The organism is Polynucleobacter necessarius (genome assembly GCF_900096765.1).
GTDB lineage: Bacteria > Pseudomonadota > Gammaproteobacteria > Burkholderiales > Burkholderiaceae > Polynucleobacter > Polynucleobacter necessarius_F.
The window spans coordinates 1,251,930-1,268,639 of sequence record NZ_LT615228.1 but is presented as its reverse complement, the minus strand read 5'-3'; the positions used below and the strand labels follow the sequence as shown (position 1 = coordinate 1,268,639).

At 45.0% G+C, this 16,710-nt stretch carries 16 protein-coding genes; 8 read left to right on the top strand and 8 right to left on the bottom strand.

Annotated elements, in window-relative coordinates; all coding sequences use genetic code 11:
• Nucleotides 1-9: 9 nt before the first annotated feature.
• Nucleotides 10-1,710, top strand: coding sequence for a M48 family metalloprotease (locus DXE33_RS06525; RefSeq protein WP_114639176.1), 1,701 nt, complete (start codon nucleotides 10-12; stop codon nucleotides 1,708-1,710).
• Here the strand turns inward: DXE33_RS06525 and DXE33_RS06520 are convergent.
• From DXE33_RS06520 to DXE33_RS06500, 5 genes are read right to left on the bottom strand one after another with little or no spacing between them, the layout of a single operon-like run.
• Nucleotides 1,707-2,333, bottom strand: a complete 627-nt coding sequence (locus DXE33_RS06520; protein WP_114639175.1) for a DUF2946 family protein — start codon at nucleotides 2,331-2,333, stop codon at nucleotides 1,707-1,709. The genes DXE33_RS06525 and DXE33_RS06520 overlap by 4 nt on opposite strands.
• Complete coding sequence (locus tag DXE33_RS06515) at nucleotides 2,334-2,768, bottom strand: YybH family protein (RefSeq protein ID WP_114639174.1); 435 nt, start codon at nucleotides 2,766-2,768, stop codon at nucleotides 2,334-2,336.
• Nucleotides 2,765-3,820, bottom strand: a complete 1,056-nt coding sequence (gene waaF / locus DXE33_RS06510) for a lipopolysaccharide heptosyltransferase II (RefSeq protein WP_114639173.1) — start codon at nucleotides 3,818-3,820, stop codon at nucleotides 2,765-2,767. The genes DXE33_RS06515 and waaF overlap by 4 nt, the downstream gene beginning before the upstream one ends.
• 46 nt (nucleotides 3,821-3,866) lie before the next feature.
• Nucleotides 3,867-4,055 (bottom strand): zinc-finger domain-containing protein, encoded by a 189-nt coding sequence (locus DXE33_RS06505; RefSeq protein ID WP_114639172.1) that lies wholly within the window; start codon nucleotides 4,053-4,055, stop codon nucleotides 3,867-3,869.
• 23 nt (nucleotides 4,056-4,078) lie between these two features.
• Complete coding sequence (locus DXE33_RS06500; protein ID WP_114639751.1) at nucleotides 4,079-5,002, bottom strand: branched-chain amino acid transaminase; 924 nt, start codon at nucleotides 5,000-5,002, stop codon at nucleotides 4,079-4,081.
• A gap of 235 nt (nucleotides 5,003-5,237) precedes the next feature.
• Between DXE33_RS06500 and DXE33_RS06495 the strand changes: the two genes are divergently transcribed.
• Genes DXE33_RS06495 through DXE33_RS06465 form a run of 7 tightly spaced genes read left to right on the top strand, consistent with a single transcriptional unit; the run spans nucleotide 5,238 to nucleotide 12,742 of the window.
• Nucleotides 5,238-6,449, top strand: a complete 1,212-nt coding sequence (locus DXE33_RS06495; protein WP_114639171.1) for a phosphoglycerate kinase — start codon at nucleotides 5,238-5,240, stop codon at nucleotides 6,447-6,449.
• A 2-nt stretch (nucleotides 6,450-6,451) separates the two neighbouring features.
• Nucleotides 6,452-7,888, top strand: coding sequence for a pyruvate kinase (pyk, locus tag DXE33_RS06490; protein ID WP_114639170.1), 1,437 nt, complete (start codon nucleotides 6,452-6,454; stop codon nucleotides 7,886-7,888).
• A gap of 49 nt (nucleotides 7,889-7,937) precedes the next feature.
• Nucleotides 7,938-9,002 (top strand): class II fructose-bisphosphate aldolase, encoded by a 1,065-nt coding sequence (fba, locus tag DXE33_RS06485; protein ID WP_114639169.1) that lies wholly within the window; start codon nucleotides 7,938-7,940, stop codon nucleotides 9,000-9,002.
• Between the two features lie 7 nt (nucleotides 9,003-9,009).
• A complete protein-coding gene (locus tag DXE33_RS06480; RefSeq protein ID WP_114639168.1) occupies nucleotides 9,010-9,912 on the top strand; it encodes a phosphoribosylaminoimidazolesuccinocarboxamide synthase in 903 nt (300 codons plus the stop codon).
• 55 nt (nucleotides 9,913-9,967) lie between these two features.
• Nucleotides 9,968-10,462, top strand: coding sequence for a 5-(carboxyamino)imidazole ribonucleotide mutase (purE, locus tag DXE33_RS06475; protein ID WP_114639167.1), 495 nt, complete (start codon nucleotides 9,968-9,970; stop codon nucleotides 10,460-10,462).
• A gap of 4 nt (nucleotides 10,463-10,466) precedes the next feature.
• Nucleotides 10,467-11,651 carry a 5-(carboxyamino)imidazole ribonucleotide synthase gene (locus DXE33_RS06470; protein ID WP_114639166.1) on the top strand — a complete coding sequence of 395 codons (1,185 nt, stop codon included), beginning with the start codon at nucleotides 10,467-10,469 and terminating at the stop codon, nucleotides 11,649-11,651.
• Between the two features lie 2 nt (nucleotides 11,652-11,653).
• A complete protein-coding gene (locus DXE33_RS06465) occupies nucleotides 11,654-12,742 on the top strand; it encodes an L-threonylcarbamoyladenylate synthase (RefSeq protein ID WP_114639165.1) in 1,089 nt (362 codons plus the stop codon).
• Here DXE33_RS06465 and DXE33_RS06460 read toward each other — a convergent pair.
• From DXE33_RS06460 to DXE33_RS06450, 3 genes are all read right to left on the bottom strand, one after another.
• Nucleotides 12,688-13,395 carry a D-alanyl-D-alanine carboxypeptidase/D-alanyl-D-alanine-endopeptidase gene (locus DXE33_RS06460; protein ID WP_114639164.1) on the bottom strand — a complete coding sequence of 236 codons (708 nt, stop codon included), beginning with the start codon at nucleotides 13,393-13,395 and terminating at the stop codon, nucleotides 12,688-12,690. The genes DXE33_RS06465 and DXE33_RS06460 overlap by 55 nt on opposite strands.
• Nucleotides 13,396-13,620: 225 nt before the next feature.
• The gene (locus DXE33_RS06455) at nucleotides 13,621-14,226 is read right to left on the bottom strand and encodes a D-alanyl-D-alanine carboxypeptidase (RefSeq protein ID WP_162785429.1); all 606 of its coding nucleotides are present in this window, start codon (nucleotides 14,224-14,226) and stop codon (nucleotides 13,621-13,623) included.
• Nucleotides 14,227-14,265: 39 nt separating this feature from the next.
• Nucleotides 14,266-16,710: an ATP-binding protein gene (locus DXE33_RS06450; protein WP_114639162.1), complete on the bottom strand. Its 2,445-nt coding sequence runs from the start codon at nucleotides 16,708-16,710 to the stop codon at nucleotides 14,266-14,268.

Sequence of the window (16,710 nt, the reverse complement as noted above, 5' to 3'; positions counted from 1 at the left end):
CATATAGGCATGCAAGATATAAAGTCAGCCAATAAAACATCTGTTTTTCAGCGTATTTTGACGTTTCATTTGGTCTTGGCGCTAGGAATGTCTGGCTATAGTCCTGCCTACGCTGCACCGGCTGCTGGGGATGTGTCGGTTGATGGTAATTCAGCGGCTCTGCAAAATATTGGCCGGGCAATGCAATCGCCGGATGCTCGTCCTGCTAACGCGCCAAACCGTAATTCATTTCAAACGCAGCCCAATATTGTTTTGCCTGATATGGGTGACCCTGGCGGCGACTCTTTAAGTCGAATAGACGAGCGTAAGTATGGTGAGATGATTATGCGCCAAATCAGGCCTGATGCTGACTATTCGAATGATTTGCCGCTGTATGACTACCTTAATCAAATGGAGCGACGTTTATTGCAGGCTGCAAAGAAATTACAACTAGGTGGTGCGAACGAACAAGGTAGTGGTGCTTATAACTATGAAGTTTTTGCCGTGAAAGATAGCAGCATTAATGCGTTTGCATTGCCCGGGGGTTTTATTGGATTTCATACTGGATTGATTGTTGATGCAGAAACGGATTCAGAAGTGGCCTCAGTAATGGGGCATGAAACAGGACACGTTTTGCAGCGACATTTGGCGCGTCAAATGGATCAGCAAACTACCAATATGATGCTATCTCTTGCTGGGTTCGCGCTCGGCGCTTTGGCAATGTCTCGCAACCCTCAAGCGGCGGCAGGTCTTATGCAGGGCGGTCAAGCAATGGCTGTAAATAATCAGCTCTCTTACTCGAGATCTGCTGAGAGCGAGGCCGACCGAGTTGGTTTCCAAATCTTGAATGCAAGTGGTTATGACGTAAGTGGTGCGCCTGATTTTTTTCAGCGTCTACAAAAAATCACGGGAATCATGGATAAAGGGGTTCCAACCTATGTTCGCACCCACCCACTAACAACCGATCGAATTGCTGATATGCAAGATAGGGTGCGCAATATTTCACCCCATCATGTATCTACTTCATCAGAGTTCTATTTTATTAAGGCCCGTGCTCGCATGGAGCAAGCAGGCAGCTCTAGCGGCCTATATGACCTAAAGAATGTATTTGATAGCTTAAGCAAGCAATCTGCTATTGGAAAGCAAATGGAGGGTTTTTATGGTTTGGCTCTGATTGCACAACGGCAAGGCAAGATTGATGCAGCAGAAGCAAATTTGCAGCAAGCTCGTGCCCTGGCTCAGAAATACAATTTGGCAAATTCCTCTGGGCAGTTACAAAGTTTGTCATTAGATACGATGGTTTCTGAGTTAGCGCTTGCAAAAGGTAAAAACGAAGAGGCTTTGCAAATTGCTCAGTCTGCACTCAAGACCTATCCACAATCTTATGCGGCAGCTGTATCAATGATTAAAGCAGAGTTGAAACTCGGAAAAACTAATGATGCTATCACTTGGTTAAAGGCGCGCACTAAAGTTCAGCCAAATGAGGTGATTTGGTGGGGTTTGCTCTCATCTGCATACGATCAGGCAAATAATATTCCTATGCGTCATTTTGCTTTAGGCGAAAAATATGCTCTGGAGGGGTCATGGCCATCAGCCCTGGAGCAAATGAAAATTGCACGTGCAGCAGCAGGTTCTGATTATTATCAAGGTTCGACTATCGATGCTCGACTTCGCCAGATGCAAAGACAATATCAGGATGAGCTAAAAGATAAAAATAAATTGCCTAGCTAGAGTGTATTTGGTTCTGGTTGCTTTACAAACTTGAACTGTTTAGCCAATTCTTCAGAATGGATTGGGTCTAAGGGTAATTTTTCTCCTTGCCATTCCCAGGAGCCACCATAGCTACAAGCCTGTTCTTCTAATTTGGCCATCTCAGAAAAACGATCTAAATCGTGGTCATGTAATAGTGCAATACTTTGAAGCTCTTTTTTTACGAATGTAGGGCTTTCGGAATCTTGAAGGATCGTTTGATTTAGATATCCAACAATATAAATATTGCCACGTTCATCACTTAAGGCTTTTGAGGGTTGCATTTGTGTTTGACGCTGAGTGATGAGTTTGAAGCCCTTTCCGTCGGGAATAATTCTGGCTACCCAAGGGGTAGAGTCAAGACTAACAAATACTTTCTGAGGACCATTTTGAAAAAAGAATCGCCCCAATTGGTCGCTAAGGTAGTTACGAGCAATATAGTCATTTAGCATCGTATGAGAAATGACTTGGCCAGACAGGTGGTTTTTTTGGGCAAATTCATCGCGCATTCGCCATTGACCGCGTCTGTCTAAACTAAGCCAGCCAAAACAATCTGGCACATTAGGCCATTTGATTAAGGACCTAAGACTTGTTCGTCCATTCAATTAATGCAGGCCGTGAGGTGTTGATGGGGTATCAAAATTTTCCTCAGTGGAGTGACTGGCGTGGAGATGCGCGATTCTCCAGCCCTGACTGTCTTGAAGAAGGACTAAGGTAATGTTGAGAAAAAATTCAGATTCGATTTGATCTGGTCGAAAGTGAACTGCTTCGGTGGTATCGTATACCGCAGCACCTAATACTGAGTGGCTGATGCATGCAATAGGCTCTAAAAATAGCGGTTGTTTGGCAAGCAGCCTTTCAAGGCCTTTGCGAATTTCTGCATGTCCAGTGAGGCGGTGGCCCTCTGGAAGGACGCAGGTGATAGAGTCATCATCTAGCCAAATATCTAAAGCACCCTGCATATCTCGGTGACGTAGGGCGTCGCGCCAGGCGTCAACAACATCATCGGCATTGTGAAAGAGTCTCGCAAGTTTGGTCATGTTAACTTTTCAGAGGAATTTATTGCCGCATTGAGTGTGGCAAATACTTGTTGCGGAAGAATATTATTTAAGCACTTCAAATGGCCAAGAGGACATTCCTTTTTATGGCACGGGCTGCAAGGAAGATTGAGCCAAATGACTTTGGCTTTGGAGGACAGGGGCGGAGTATGTGCTGGGTCGCTTGACCCAAAAATAGCTACTTGTGGAGTTTGAAGAGCGGCTGCTACATGCATTAAGCCAGAGTCATTACTTACTACCCCTTTGGCACTGCCTATAAGCGCAATTGCCTCATCTAGAGTTGTCTGGCCACACCAGTTATGGATATCAGATGGACGCTTTGCCCGCTGAGAAATCTCTTGGGCAATAGCATGATCACTCTGGCTGCCAAGAAGAATAATGTGCATTTTTGAATTCTCGTCGACGAGAGCTTGTGCCAATTGGGCAAATTTCTCTGCAGGCCAGCGTTTTGTTGGACCATATTCGGCGCCAGGACATAAGACGAGAAGGGATTTAGCATCGATACCTGCATGATCTAATTTCTCGCGAACTGATTCGTTTGCTGGGGGCGATACGTTCAGTTTGGGTGCAGTTAAATCACTAAGGATTTTTAACTCATCAGACAAAACTTGGCTCAGCGCAAGATAGTGTTCAACCATTGGAGGGCGATTAATTTTGCTGGGATTTTCTAGAGCTAAATTAATCAGGCCATAGCGGAATTCCCCGTGATAGCCAATCCGAAAGGGAATATTAGCCAGCCAGGGGATTAGTGCAGACTTAAGACTATTGGGTAATACAAAGCAGACTTGGTAATTTTTGCTTTGAATCTTTTGGGCTAGCTGTTTGCGTAAAGTCCATTGTAGTTTTTTATGCTCCAGTTTGGCCTCAATGACTTCATGTACCTCTGAGTATGCTCGATAGATTGGTGCAACCCAAGTGGTGGCAAGAACATCAATGTTGGAATTCGGATATTGGTTTTTAAGTTGAGCCAGTAATGGCTGGCTCATCACTGCATCCCCAATCCAGTTAGGGGCAATAATCAGAATACTCTGCATGTAATGTATCCCGACTCAGCACCCCGCGAGGAAGTGCTGATAAGGCTTAGTGTCCGTGTGGCTCTGTGCCAGGAATGAGTTTGTACTCAGTGCCGCAGTATGGACACTTAGCTTCCCTGGTTTTAGTGATATCTAAAAATACTCTTGGATGCGAATTCCATGCAGGAGTGTTATTAGTTGGGCAGTGCAAAGGCAAATCCTTGCCATTCACCATTACCGCTTGAGCTTGAGTCATATTTTGATTCCCGTTGCTAAATATTATTTAACGTATGTGAGCCATGATTTGTACTTATCGCTTCTGCCGTATACCGCATCAAAATAAGTTTTTTGAATTCTTTCGGTGATGGGACCGCGCTTACCATCACCAATCGTACGATCATCTAGTTCGCGAATTGGAGTTACCTCAGCGGCGGTACCGGTAAAAAAGGCTTCATCAGCTGAATAGATTTCATCGCGAGTAATCCGTTTTTCACGCAACTCAAGGCCAAGATCTTTCACAATTTCAATGATGGAATCACGAGTAATGCCGTCCAAGCAAGATGCCAGATCGGGCGTGTAAACGATGCCGTCACTCACCATGAAAATATTCTCTCCAGATCCCTCAGAAACGTATCCTTCAGTATCAAGCAAGAGAGCTTCATCATATCCATTGGCGGTTACTTCTTGATTGGCCAAAATAGAATTGATGTAGTAGCCCGATGCTTTGGCTCTCACTAGGGATGAGTTAACAAAATGGCGGGTAAAAGAGGATGTTTTAACGCGAATACCCTTATTAAGACCATCTTCGCCTAAATAAGCGCCCCATTCCCATGCTGCAATTGCAGTGTGGATGCTATTGCCCTTTGGAGAGATACCGAGTTTTTGGGAGCCAATAAAGATAATTGGGCGGATGTAGCAGGATTCCAGCTGATTGCTGTTCACTACATCAATAATGCCCTTGGTGATGTCTTCTGGGCTGTGAGGCATACTCATTTGGAAGATTTTCGTGCCGTTAAAAAGACGCTTTACATGCTCTGGAAGGCGAAAAATTGCGGTTCCCTGTGGTGTCTTATAAGCTCGGATACCCTCAAAAACACCCATTCCGTAATGCAGGCTATGGGTTAGAACATGAATATTGGCCTCGCGCCAAGGAATAAGTTTCCCATCGGACCAAATAAAGCCATCGCGGTCGGACATCGACATTCGGTCGGACATCGACATTTTTTCTACCTTTTTGTGTCTATAGGCTATGTGTAATAGCGGATTTATCGGGGCGCCAGACCACAAGACCCTTTGGGCCTTTTCTTTTGACTCGGGTTGCGTCCAAGCCTCCATTGTAGAGCAGGCTTAAAGGAAGTTGCACTGATCCTTAGGGGTTAGGCGACCGGACGATTTAGAATGGAGCATTGCTCATAAACCACCAAAATTAGCCAATCTCATGCCGGAATCCTTATTTAAAGTTAAACGTTTAAGCGAATTAGCCCAATCTGGGCAATTGAAGGGTAAGCGGGTGTTTATCCGTGCCGACCTCAATGTCCCCCAGGATGAGGCTGGAAATATTACTGAAGACACTCGCATTAGGGCGTCGATGCCTGCGGTGCAAATGTGTTTGGATGCAGGCGCGGCAGTGATGGTGACATCACACTTGGGTCGTCCTACCGAGGGTGAATTTAAGCCAGAGGATAGTTTGGCGCCCGTCGCCGACCGTATTGCTACATTGCTTAATCGCAAAGTTCCTCTGATTAGCGATTGGGTAGATGGTGGCTTTGAAGTGAATCCAGGCGAAGTAGTTCTTCTGGAAAATTGCCGTTTGAATGTTGGCGAGAAAAAGAATAACGATGAGCTTGCAAAAAAGATTGCTGCGCTTTGCGATGTTTATGTAAATGATGCTTTTGGTACTGCGCACCGTGCTGAAGCAACCACAAATGGCATTGCTAAATTTGCACCGATTGCATGTGCAGGTCCTCTTATGGCGGCTGAGTTAGATGCCCTAAGCCGCGCATTGGCAAGCCCAAAACGCCCACTGGTTGCAATTGTTGCGGGTTCAAAAGTTTCATCTAAGCTCACTATTTTGAAGGCTCTTTCGGAGAAGGTTGATGAGCTGATTGTTGGTGGCGGTATAGCCAATACCTTCATGCTGGCCAAAGGATTGCCTATCGGTAAGTCTCTAGCAGAGCCCGATTTGGTTAATGAAGCTAAAGAAATTATGGAGATCATGGAGAAGCGTGGAGCTCATGTTCCGATTCCTGAAGACGTTGTAGTTGCCAATGAGCTCTCTCCACTGGCGCGTGCAAATAGAGTGTCTGCCGATCAAGTGGCTGAAGATGACATGATTCTTGATATTGGGCCTAAGACTGCAGCTCGTCTGTCCATCATGCTCGCCCATGCAGGCACAATTGTTTGGAATGGTCCCTTAGGTGTATTTGAGATTGATCAGTTTGGTGGAGGCACCAAAATGCTTGCAGCCGCAATTGCACACTCACCAGCATTTTCGATTGCAGGTGGTGGCGATACTTTGGCGGCTATTGCAAAGTACGGTATTGAAAATCAAGTAGATTACATCTCAACTGGCGGCGGCGCTTTCTTGGAATTCCTAGAAGGCAAAACTTTGCCAGCCTTTGCGGTGCTTGCCGAAAGAGCGAAAGACTAAATATGCTTAGAGCAACCAAAATCATTGCAACCTTAGGGCCTGCTTCCGAGAGGCCGGAAGTGTTGCGCGACATGATTCGTGCAGGCGTTGATGTGGTGCGTATGAATTTTTCACATGGCACAGTAGCTGACCATAAGTCGCGCCATGATTTGGTTCGCAGCATCTCAGCGGAAGTGGGTAAAGAAGTGGGCATCATGGCTGACTTGCAGGGCCCAAAAATTCGTATTGGTAAATTCTCTGACAGCAAAATTCTCCTCAAAGAAGGGGAGAAATTTATTTTGGATATTGCTTGTGAGCTTGGTGATCAAACCCGTGTAGGCTTAGATTACAAAGAGCTGCCAAATGATGTGAAGCCTGGTGATCGCCTCTTATTAAACGACGGCCTTGTCGTGTTGCGTGTAGAGAGTGTTCTGGGTGGAGAAATCTACACGCTAGTAGAGCAAGGCGGTCCGTTATCAAATAACAAAGGTATTAATAGAGCGGGCGGTGGTTTAACAGCGCCAGCGTTAACTGAAAAAGACATTGCTGATTTGGATGCAGCAATTGCTATGGGCGTGGATTTTTTAGCAATCAGCTTTCCAAAAGATGGCGCTGATATGGCATATGCTCGCAAACTAGCAGATGCTGCTAGCGCCAAATATGGTGTTGGAAAAGTTAGAACCATTGCTAAAGTAGAGCGTGCAGAAGCGATTGAGCCAGAGGCTCTTAAGAGTATCATTGTTGAGAGCGATGGCATTATGGTTGCTCGTGGCGACCTAGCAATTGAAGTTGGCAATGCTGCTGTGCCAGCATTGCAAAAGCGCATGATTGCCTGGGCGCGCGAAGCAGATAAATTTACGATTACCGCCACTCAAATGATGGAGTCAATGATTAATGCTCCAGTGCCAACGCGTGCCGAGGTGAGTGATGTTGCCAATGCTGTGCTCGATGGTACCGACGCGGTAATGCTCTCAGCAGAGTCTGCTGCGGGCATGTATCCCGTTCAAACTATAAAAGCAATGGCTGAAATCTGTGTTGAGGCAGAGAAATCTAACCGCGTCCAACTAGACACCGATTTCTTGGATCAAACATTTACGAGAATTGATCAAACTATTGCTTTAGGAGCTTTATTTACGGCGCATCACTTAAATGCAGATGCAATTGCGGCGCTGACAGATTCAGGGTCAACCGCAATTTGGATGAGTCGCCACAACATTCACGTCCCTATTTTTGCTTTGACATCAAAGATTGCCACCCAACGTGCACTGAGCACCTATCGAAATGTGACGCCGATTGGCTTGGACTACACCAAAGATCGTGACACTGCTTTGCAGGAAGTAGAGGCCTGTCTGAAGAAGTTGGGGGCCGTCAAAACAGGCAATACGGTAGTGTTAACTTCGGGCGAGCCAATGGGTGAGCCTGGGGGAACCAATACCCTTAAGATCATTCACGTGAAGTGATTTGCTCATTATTTATAACTTTTAACTTTCCATTCATTAAGAGATCATCATGGCTTTAGTATCCTTACGACAACTCTTGGATCATGCTGCAGAAAATGGCTATGGCCTACCTGCATTTAATGTCAATAACCTAGAACAGGTGACTGCAATTATGGAGGCAGCAAATGAGGCTGACTCCCCAGTCATCATGCAAGCCTCCGCTGGTGCTCGAAAATATGCCGGCGAAGCATTTTTGCGTCACCTAATTTCTGCTGCAGTTGAGGCCTACCCTCACATTCCAGTAGTGATGCACCAAGATCACGGTCAAAGTCCAGCTGTCTGTATGGCGGCAATTAAGAGTGGTTTTACCAGCGTCATGATGGACGGTTCTCTTGAGGCTGATGGTAAGACTGTAGCTAGCTATGACTACAACGTAGATGTATCTAGAGAAGTTGTAAAGTTTTCCCACTCTATTGGGGTGACTGTTGAGGCTGAGCTTGGCGTGCTCGGTTCTTTGGAGACGATGCAGGGTGATAAGGAAGATGGTCATGGCGCTGACGGCAAGATGACGCGTGAGCAATTGCTCACTGATGTAGAGCAAGCGGCAGATTTTGTAAAGGCAACACAGTGTGATGCATTAGCAATCGCGATTGGTACTAGCCATGGCGCATACAAGTTCAGTAAAAAGCCAACAGGCGATATTTTGGCAATTGATCGCATTAAAGAAATTCATGCACGTATTCCCAATACCCATTTGGTGATGCACGGATCTTCAAGTGTTCCGCAAGAGTTGCTTGCTGAAATTCGTGAGTTTGGCGGTGATATGAAAGAAACCTATGGTGTCCCAGTGGAAGAGATTCAGGAGGGCATTAAGAATGGCGTTCGTAAAATTAACATTGATACTGATATTCGTTTGGCGATGACTGGTGCGATTCGTCGCTACTTTATTGAAAATCCGAGGAAGTTTGATCCTCGTGATTATTTAAAACCTGCACGTGAAGCCGCTAAAAAAGTATGTTTGGCACGCTTTATTGCTTTTGGATCTGCTGGTCAAGCCTCCAAGATTAAGCCTATTCCTTTGGAGATCATGGCAGAGCTTTATAAGAGTGGCAAGTTAGCCCAGATCGTTAAGTAAACTTAATATGCCTGCTTTGTACTCAACCTCTATTAAGTCATTACCCCTACTGTCTAAGGGCAAGGTGCGTGATGTATATGCGCTTGGTGATGACAAACTTTTGATGATTACAACCGATAGACTTTCTGCTTTCGATGTTGTCATGGGTGAACCAATTCCTGAAAAAGGGGTTGTCCTTAATCAGATGGCTAATTTTTGGTTTGAAAAATTATCAAGCGTCATCCCCAATCATTTGACGGGTATTGATCCAGCGACTGTGGTAACTCCAGACGAGGTCAGTCAGGTCGTTGGTCGTGCAGTGGTAACAAAACGCCTGAAACCCATTTTGGTAGAAGCAGTTGTGCGCGGTTATCTAGCTGGCAGTGGTTGGAAAGACTACAAAGAGACAGGTAAGGTTTGCGGTATTACTTTGCCTACGGGATTGGAAAATGCTCAAAAATTACCTGAGCCAATTTTTACTCCTGCAGCAAAAGCGGATGTCGGCGAGCACGATGAAAATATTTCTTTTGAAAAAGTCATTGAATTAATTGGCGAAAAACTAGCTAATCAAATTCGTGAAGTCAGTATTCGTTTGTACAAAGAAGCTTCTGAATACGCAGCTACTCGCGGAATCATTATTGCGGATACCAAGTTTGAATTTGGTTTAGATGACGTCGGTCAGCTGGTCTTGATGGACGAAATCCTGACCGCGGATTCATCGCGTTTTTGGCCAGCCGAAACCTACTATGTAGGCTCAAACCCACCTTCTTACGATAAGCAATTTGTCAGGGATTGGTTGGAAACGGCTCAAGTAAATGGCAAATTGTGGCCAAAGACGGCTCCTGCGCCCCAATTGCCGTCAGATGTTATTGAAAAGACGGCAGAAAAGTATCGCGAAGCCTTAAGTCGTCTGACGAAGTCGCCTAACTAGGGTATCTCAGGGATAATAGAGTCTCACAAGACAGTTAGGGCATTTGGAGAGGTAAATGAGTAAGAAGCCAGTAGTCGGAATAGTGATGGGTTCCAATTCTGATTGGGACACTATGCAACACGCCGCCCAGATGCTCGAGCAATTTGATATTCCCCATGAAGCCAAAGTGCTTTCAGCGCATCGTATGCCAGATGATATGTTCCAGTACGCAGAAAATGCTGTTGCTAATGATTTGCAAGCGATTATTGCTGGCGCTGGCGGTGCTGCACATTTGCCCGGCATGTTGGCATCCAAAACAATCGTTCCAGTTTATGGTGTTCCGGTTGCTAGCAAGTATTTGCGCGGCGAGGATTCTCTCTACTCAATCGTACAAATGCCTAAGGGCATTCCGGTGGCAACTTTTGCCATCGGCGAAGCAGGCGCGGCTAATGCAGCGCTGCATGTCATTGCTGGATTGGCATTGCATGACGCCGAGCTAGCAAAGCGTCTGGAAGAGTTTCGCGTAAAGCAGTCTGATGCTGCGCGCTCAATGAATTTGCCGGGATATTAATTCGATGGCAGATCGCATGGAACCCCTTTTGCCGGGTTCGTATTTAGGAATTCTAGGTGGTGGTCAGTTGGGAAGAATGTTTACTCAAGCGGCTCAGGCAATGGGGTATAAGGTTTGTGTTTTAGATCCGGATGCGAATAGCCCTGCTGGTTCGATTGCAGAGAAATTTATTCGGTCTGATTACACAAACTCTTCCGCACTAAAAGAAATGGCATCTTTATGCGCTTCTGTTAGTACCGAGTTTGAAAACGTTCCAGCGCAAGCCTTGGATGAGTTGGAATCTTTGGGTGTATTTGTGGCACCTCGTAGCAGTTGTGTATCGCTAGCGCAAAATCGAATTGCAGAGAAAAATTTCTTAGCCACATGGAAGTCTGAAACTAATATTGGCCCAGCTCCCAATTTTGTAATTGAGCATGAAGCTGATATTGCTCATACCCCTAGCGATTTATTTCCAGGCATTTTAAAAACTGCACGCATGGGCTATGACGGCAAAGGTCAAATGACAGTTTTAGCTGCTACTCAGTTGCAAGCAGCTTGGGCTGAGTTAGGTAAAGTCCCTTGTGTTCTAGAAAAACGTATGGAACTGGACTTTGAGGTTTCGGCACTTGTCGTGAGAGGTTATGACGATGCTGTTGTTGCCTATCCAGTGTCGCAAAATATTCATCGCGATGGAATTTTGCATACCTCAACTGTGCCTGCGCCCTCTTTAAAGCCGGCGCAAGAGAAAAAAATTACTGATGCAGCGAAAGCTTTGATTCGGAAAATTGATTACGTAGGCGTTCTCTGCGTGGAATTCTTTGTTTTAAAGAGTGGTGACATCATTGCAAATGAAATCGCACCACGTCCACATAATTCTGGTCATTACACCATGGATGCTTGTGTGAGCAGTCAATTTGAGCAGCAAGTTAGAGCCATGGCAAGGCTGCCATTAGGTGACACGCGTCAACTAGCGCCAGTATCAATGCTCAATTTATTGGGCGACTTATGGTTTGAGGGTAGTGATGATCATGCTAGAGAGCCTGCATGGAATAAAGTCTTGGCTCATCCCGATGCAAAACTGCATCTTTACGGAAAATCAGCGCCGCGTATCGGTAGAAAAATGGGGCATATCAATTGCTTGGGCGAAGCACTGAATGAAGCGCGTCAAACTTGTGCAGCAGTTGCCACTGAATTAGGGATCGAGCCCTAGCAATGCCCAGCGATAGTAAGCCATCGCAATCCACTGAGGTGATTCATGAAGCAGTCCAAACATTACGTGATGGGGGTTTGGTAGCTTTCCCAACAGAGACAGTCTATGGTCTAGGGGCTGACGCTAGGAACGTTGATGCAATCAAAAAAATATTTACTACCAAGGGCCGACCCGCTACTCATCCTTTGATAGTTCATCTTGCGGCACCAGATCGATTTGATCAGCTGCAAGTAGATTGGGTTCCTGTTGTGGCCCCTTGGGTGAGGGATCTATCTGAAGAGGCTCTCCAGTTAATGAATGCGTTCTGGCCTGGACCTCTGACCTTGGTGTTTAAAAAGGATAAGAGTGTATTACCAGAATTAACGGGCGGACAAGATACTGTTGCTATTCGTGCACCTGCCCATCCATTAGCCCAAGAATTACTTCGCAAATTCAAGGGCGGAGTAGTTGCCCCATCAGCCAATCGATTTGGAAAAGTGTCCCCCACTAGTGCAGCTGATGTGCGCCATGAATTTGAAGGCATTTTGGATCTGATGGTTTTAGATGGTGGCGACTGTGAGGTAGGCATTGAGTCAACCATTGTTGATTTATCTTCTGGTGATAGAGCAGTTTTATTGCGCCCTGGTGCTATTACACCGAAAGAGATTTTCGATAAAACAGGTGTTAAGGTATTCCAAGCTGGGGAAGATTTTCAGAAGGGTGACGTTTTGCCAAGAGTATCTGGCAGTCTCAAAGCGCACTACGCCCCGACCACACCATTGCGACTTTATGCGCCTGGAAGAGTATTGGATGCCCTGACTGAGTTTCCAGATACCAAGTCTCGAGTGGCAGTAGCCGTATGGGATGCTGAGTCATCTTTAGGATACGATGGCCGCCCATCAGTGAGTACTGCAGAGTTCGTTGTCTCAAGTGATAGCACTAGTTTTGCTAGTAAGCTGTACCGTACTTTACGAGATTTAGATCAGCAAGGATGGGATTTAATTTTGTTTCCTGAGCCACCTGCTGGCGAGGAGTGGGATGGTGTTCGAGATCGTCTTCAGCGAGCCTGTTTCGGTTCTGGCCCATCTTCAAGCAGCCATTCAAGTAATTGATCATGCGCCTCCAAGCCTCTCCAGGCATTGGGGTGGTTGATAAATGAGCTAACGGCATACATTTTTCCGGATTTGCTGACGACATAACCAGAGATCGCACGTACTTCTGCTAGCGATCCCGTTTTAATTCGTGCTTCGGGTTTATTTTTTAAATGCAAAAACTTACGAAATTGCGTCATTAGGCGATTACGCATCGTTCCATCAACACCAGCAATCGGCAAGCTGTTATAGAAAATTTCAGCAGACGGTAAATTGCGAGCTGTTAGTAATAGTTGATTCATTTGATCCGTAGAAATTGCCTCATTGCGTGAGAGTCCCGAGCCATTTTCAATGACCAATCCTGGGAAGTTCAAGCCATGTTGTTTGAGCCAGCTCTGAATTACTAATTCACCGTTGGCAGTAGTTGCTGGTTTGCCCATTTTCTCTAATGCAAGTGTTAGAAGTAGTTGGCGTGCCATGATGTTATTAGAATATTTGTTGATGTCTAAAACACCATCTCCTAGATTAATTCCTTCAAACTGCAATAGTAGTCTTGATGCTAAAGGTACCGTTGCGTTCTTGCCAACTGGGGCCTGTGCCCATGAGCCGCCAGCTAATTCCCAAGCAGCCGCAAAGCCTTGCGTTAGGAAAGTGTTAGCATCTATGGCAACCACATTGAAGTTGACTCCTTTGCAGGCATTTGAGAATGTTCCGGCAAATTGAGCGGTTAGCGCTTGGTCGGTATTGGTTACACCGCTTGGTCGGTATTGGTTACACCTTCTGGTTCTAAGCTGAACCGAATATTACTTTTCCAGTTATCGCACGATCGATTCACCAACTGCATTTGATTTACTACCTGAAGTTGGGATAGTGCTGGGGTGTAGCTAATATCAATGAAATCAGCAGTTTTTGATAAAAGAGAGTGTTCTGAAAGCATAAAGCAGTGGATCTGGTGGAACATTGTACGCGCGCAAAGATTCGCCATCGATGGTGTTATGTTCCATAACACTTGGCGCATAGGCACTGCGGTCAAAAAATAAATTACCATCAATTTTCTGAATGCCTAGGGCTTGCAAGCTCTTCATGAGCTTGGCAAACTCTTCTGGTATGAGTTTGGGGTCGCCAGAGCCTTGTAGATAAAGATTGCCCTTGAGGGTTCCTTGGCGGATCACACCATCGGTATAAACGTTCGTGCGCCAGCGGTATTGTGGACCAAGAATATCTAAGCTGGCCAATGTTGTTAAAACTTTCATTGTGGAGGCGGGATTCATCGGCTCGCTAGCTCTCCAGGCGAGAATATTCTTGGCGGTATGCTTTCTGAGTTTCCCGGACTCAATTTCGGTCACTGAAATACTGATGGCATCTTGGGGAATTTGGTTGCGCTCTAAGCTGTTGCTGATAGCTGGCGGAATTTTTTGATAGATAGAATCAGCAGCAATTACTAATAGGGACCAAAAGCTTAAGCCTAGCCAAAAAATGGTTAAGAAAGCTAATTTTGATCGCAAATAGTAATTCATCCTCAATAGGATAAACCTATGAGATTCTTATCGCTTATTTTCCAGGGGTTTAGGTGTGGAATATTGGCTGTGATATTGCTCGATGATTTGGTTTTGATCTTCCAGGAGCTTTTTAAAGCTTCTGATTCTTTTCTGTGGGGATTTTTCCTGCTCCAGGCTTTCACAGGCCCGAATGAAATTGCTAGCGCTTAAAAGTTGTGCTCCACCTTTTACTTTATGAATCAAGCTTGCTAAAACATCCTCCTCAATTGTTTCTGATGACAATATCTTCAAGGCATCGTCGTGCACACGCTTAATTTCTTGAAGAATAATCAGGATGTGATCGGGGTTGTCTCTTAGCACATTAGAAAATGCGTCAAAAGAATATTCACCGAGTGGCGAATTGTCGCTGTCTTCAGTGCCAATAGTTAAAAAATAGCGCGCCAATTCGTTTTCTAAAGTCATAAGACTTAATGGCTTAATGAGAACACTATTCATGCCGGCTTCTAAAAACTGATGACGAGATTCCAGGGCATAGATATCGGCGGTAACACCAATAATAATGAGATCGCCGAACCCAAGAGAGCGAATTTTCTGGGCTAATTCTGATCCTTGCATGCCAGGTATTGATTGATCTGTTAGTAATAAATCATAGTTTTTATCTTCAATCATTTTTAGGGCTGTATTAGCGTTCTCACATACAGAGACTCCAATCCCAAGTGCTTGGAGTTGAAGTGAAATAATCTGTCGACTTGCTGGGTGATCCTCGACTATAAGGGCCTGTAGTGATCTTTTTTCTGCAATGGATTTATCAGAGCTTAATTTTTTAAGCGGGTTGATCTCATCTTGTGTGTAGGCGTTCCTAGATGCTGCAATGCTGGTACGTGGAAAGGCGACGCAAAAATGGATATTGCTTCCAAATCCGGGGGCGCTTTCAAAATAAAGCTGGCTATTCATAGACTTCACTAGATGATTGGTAATGGTTAATCCCAGGCCAGTGCCATTTTGCTGATCTCCTCTGCCGGGGATTTGCTCAAATGCCTGCAATGCCAATGCAATCTCATCTTTGCCCATCCCAATGCCAGTATCTATTACACGAAACTCGATGAGTTGACCCGCATGATCATCAGCCAGAATACTAATTGAGAAGTAGATCTCTCCACATTCAGTAAACTTAATTGCATTACTAATGAGGTTTTGCAAGATTTGTCTCAGCCGTAATGCATCAATCATGAGCACTTCTGCGATTCGTACATCTTTCGAAGTATGTAATACCAATCCTTGTTTTTTGGCGACTGCGGAAAACGATGAATCAATATCATCAATCAAGGCATTTAAGCTGCAAGGTTCCAGATTTAAGGTGAGCTTGCCAGCCTCAATTTTTGAGAGGTCAAGCACTTGATTCAAAATTCCCAACAGAGATTCTGCTGATGCATGTGCGCTTTTAAGGAGTGACTTTTGGTGTGGCGGGAGTTGTTGGCTGCTTAATAGTAGCTCTTGTACGCCTAAGATTACATTCATCGGAGTACGAATTTCATGGCTCATCGTCGCTAAAAATTCAGACTTCGCAGCATTTGCTTTTTCAGCAATTTCTTTTGAGCAAAGAAGTTGTTTTGAAATTTTTTCTTGCGTCAGCTGTTTTTTGCGCATCCACCAAAATAGAAAAGATCCACTAAAGAGCGTGCCAATACTGATGAGCAATGGCAGAGTCTTCCAATGTCGATTGCCTGCTTGCATAGTATTAAGTTCGGGTGCAAATAGCTGACGCGATTCAATAGGATCTAAATTCTTTAGGAAGCTTTCCACTACATCATGTAGTGGTGCATCTTGATGAGAAATCAACCAACGATAGGCAAATGGTTCTCGGCCATAAAGTCCATCAATCTTGATGGATGGATTATTAAATGTTTGGAGGCTGAGTTGAGCTAAACGCATTGGAAGGACTATTGCCTGCACATCATGTTTTAAAAGATTTGCAAACAGCTGGTGGAGATCTTCAGAAATACTGTTGTGGGTATCATCAGCATAGGGTGGATTTTCAAAACCTCTTTCAAAGAAGGCGACATTCTCTGGCGCAATTGCTCCTGCATTTTGAGAATGCTTGGTGATCACTGCATCATGGCCCCAGAAAATGGCCTCTGACTTGGAGCCAAACTGTAGATAGTCGTTTTCTAATGAAGGTGGATCGATGATGAAGTCAACTTGACCATTAGCTAATTGATGAAAGCCTTCCTGATCATTTTTGCGCCACTTCGCTTGGAATTCTTGCTCAGTGTATTTTGTTATTTTTTGCAAGAGGTCTTTAAATACCGCCGGACTTTCTTCTCCCTTAATGCCTAAAAGATAGGGGGCGTACTTTTCATGGATGATAAATCTCACTACAGGATGTGCATCGATCCATTGTTGCGTCTCTGGCTTAAAGGTCTTTGCATGTGTCAATCCATGGGTGATTAAACCTATCAGAAGGACGCCTTTAAGTATGAATCGATGCAT

Excerpts from the sequence above, each read along its gene's own strand:
- DXE33_RS06525 (WP_114639176.1), top strand. The coding sequence starts at position 10 with ATGCAAGATATAAAGTCAGCCAATAAAACATCTGTTTTTCAGCGTATT.
- DXE33_RS06515 (WP_114639174.1), bottom strand. The coding sequence starts at position 2,768 with ATGACCAAACTTGCGAGACTCTTTCACAATGCCGATGATGTTGTTGAC.
- waaF (WP_114639173.1), bottom strand. The coding sequence starts at position 3,820 with ATGCAGAGTATTCTGATTATTGCCCCTAACTGGATTGGGGATGCAGTG.
- DXE33_RS06505 (WP_114639172.1), bottom strand. The coding sequence starts at position 4,055 with ATGACTCAAGCTCAAGCGGTAATGGTGAATGGCAAGGATTTGCCTTTG.
- DXE33_RS06500 (WP_114639751.1), bottom strand. The coding sequence starts at position 5,002 with ATGTCGATGTCCGACCGCGATGGCTTTATTTGGTCCGATGGGAAACTT.
- DXE33_RS06495 (WP_114639171.1), top strand. The coding sequence starts at position 5,238 with ATGCCGGAATCCTTATTTAAAGTTAAACGTTTAAGCGAATTAGCCCAA.
- pyk (WP_114639170.1), top strand. The coding sequence starts at position 6,452 with ATGCTTAGAGCAACCAAAATCATTGCAACCTTAGGGCCTGCTTCCGAG.
- fba (WP_114639169.1), top strand. The coding sequence starts at position 7,938 with ATGGCTTTAGTATCCTTACGACAACTCTTGGATCATGCTGCAGAAAAT.
- DXE33_RS06480 (WP_114639168.1), top strand. The coding sequence starts at position 9,010 with ATGCCTGCTTTGTACTCAACCTCTATTAAGTCATTACCCCTACTGTCT.
- purE (WP_114639167.1), top strand. The coding sequence starts at position 9,968 with ATGAGTAAGAAGCCAGTAGTCGGAATAGTGATGGGTTCCAATTCTGAT.
- DXE33_RS06470 (WP_114639166.1), top strand. The coding sequence starts at position 10,467 with ATGGCAGATCGCATGGAACCCCTTTTGCCGGGTTCGTATTTAGGAATT.
- DXE33_RS06465 (WP_114639165.1), top strand. The coding sequence starts at position 11,654 with ATGCCCAGCGATAGTAAGCCATCGCAATCCACTGAGGTGATTCATGAA.
- DXE33_RS06450 (WP_114639162.1), bottom strand. The coding sequence starts at position 16,710 with ATGCATCGATTCATACTTAAAGGCGTCCTTCTGATAGGTTTAATCACC.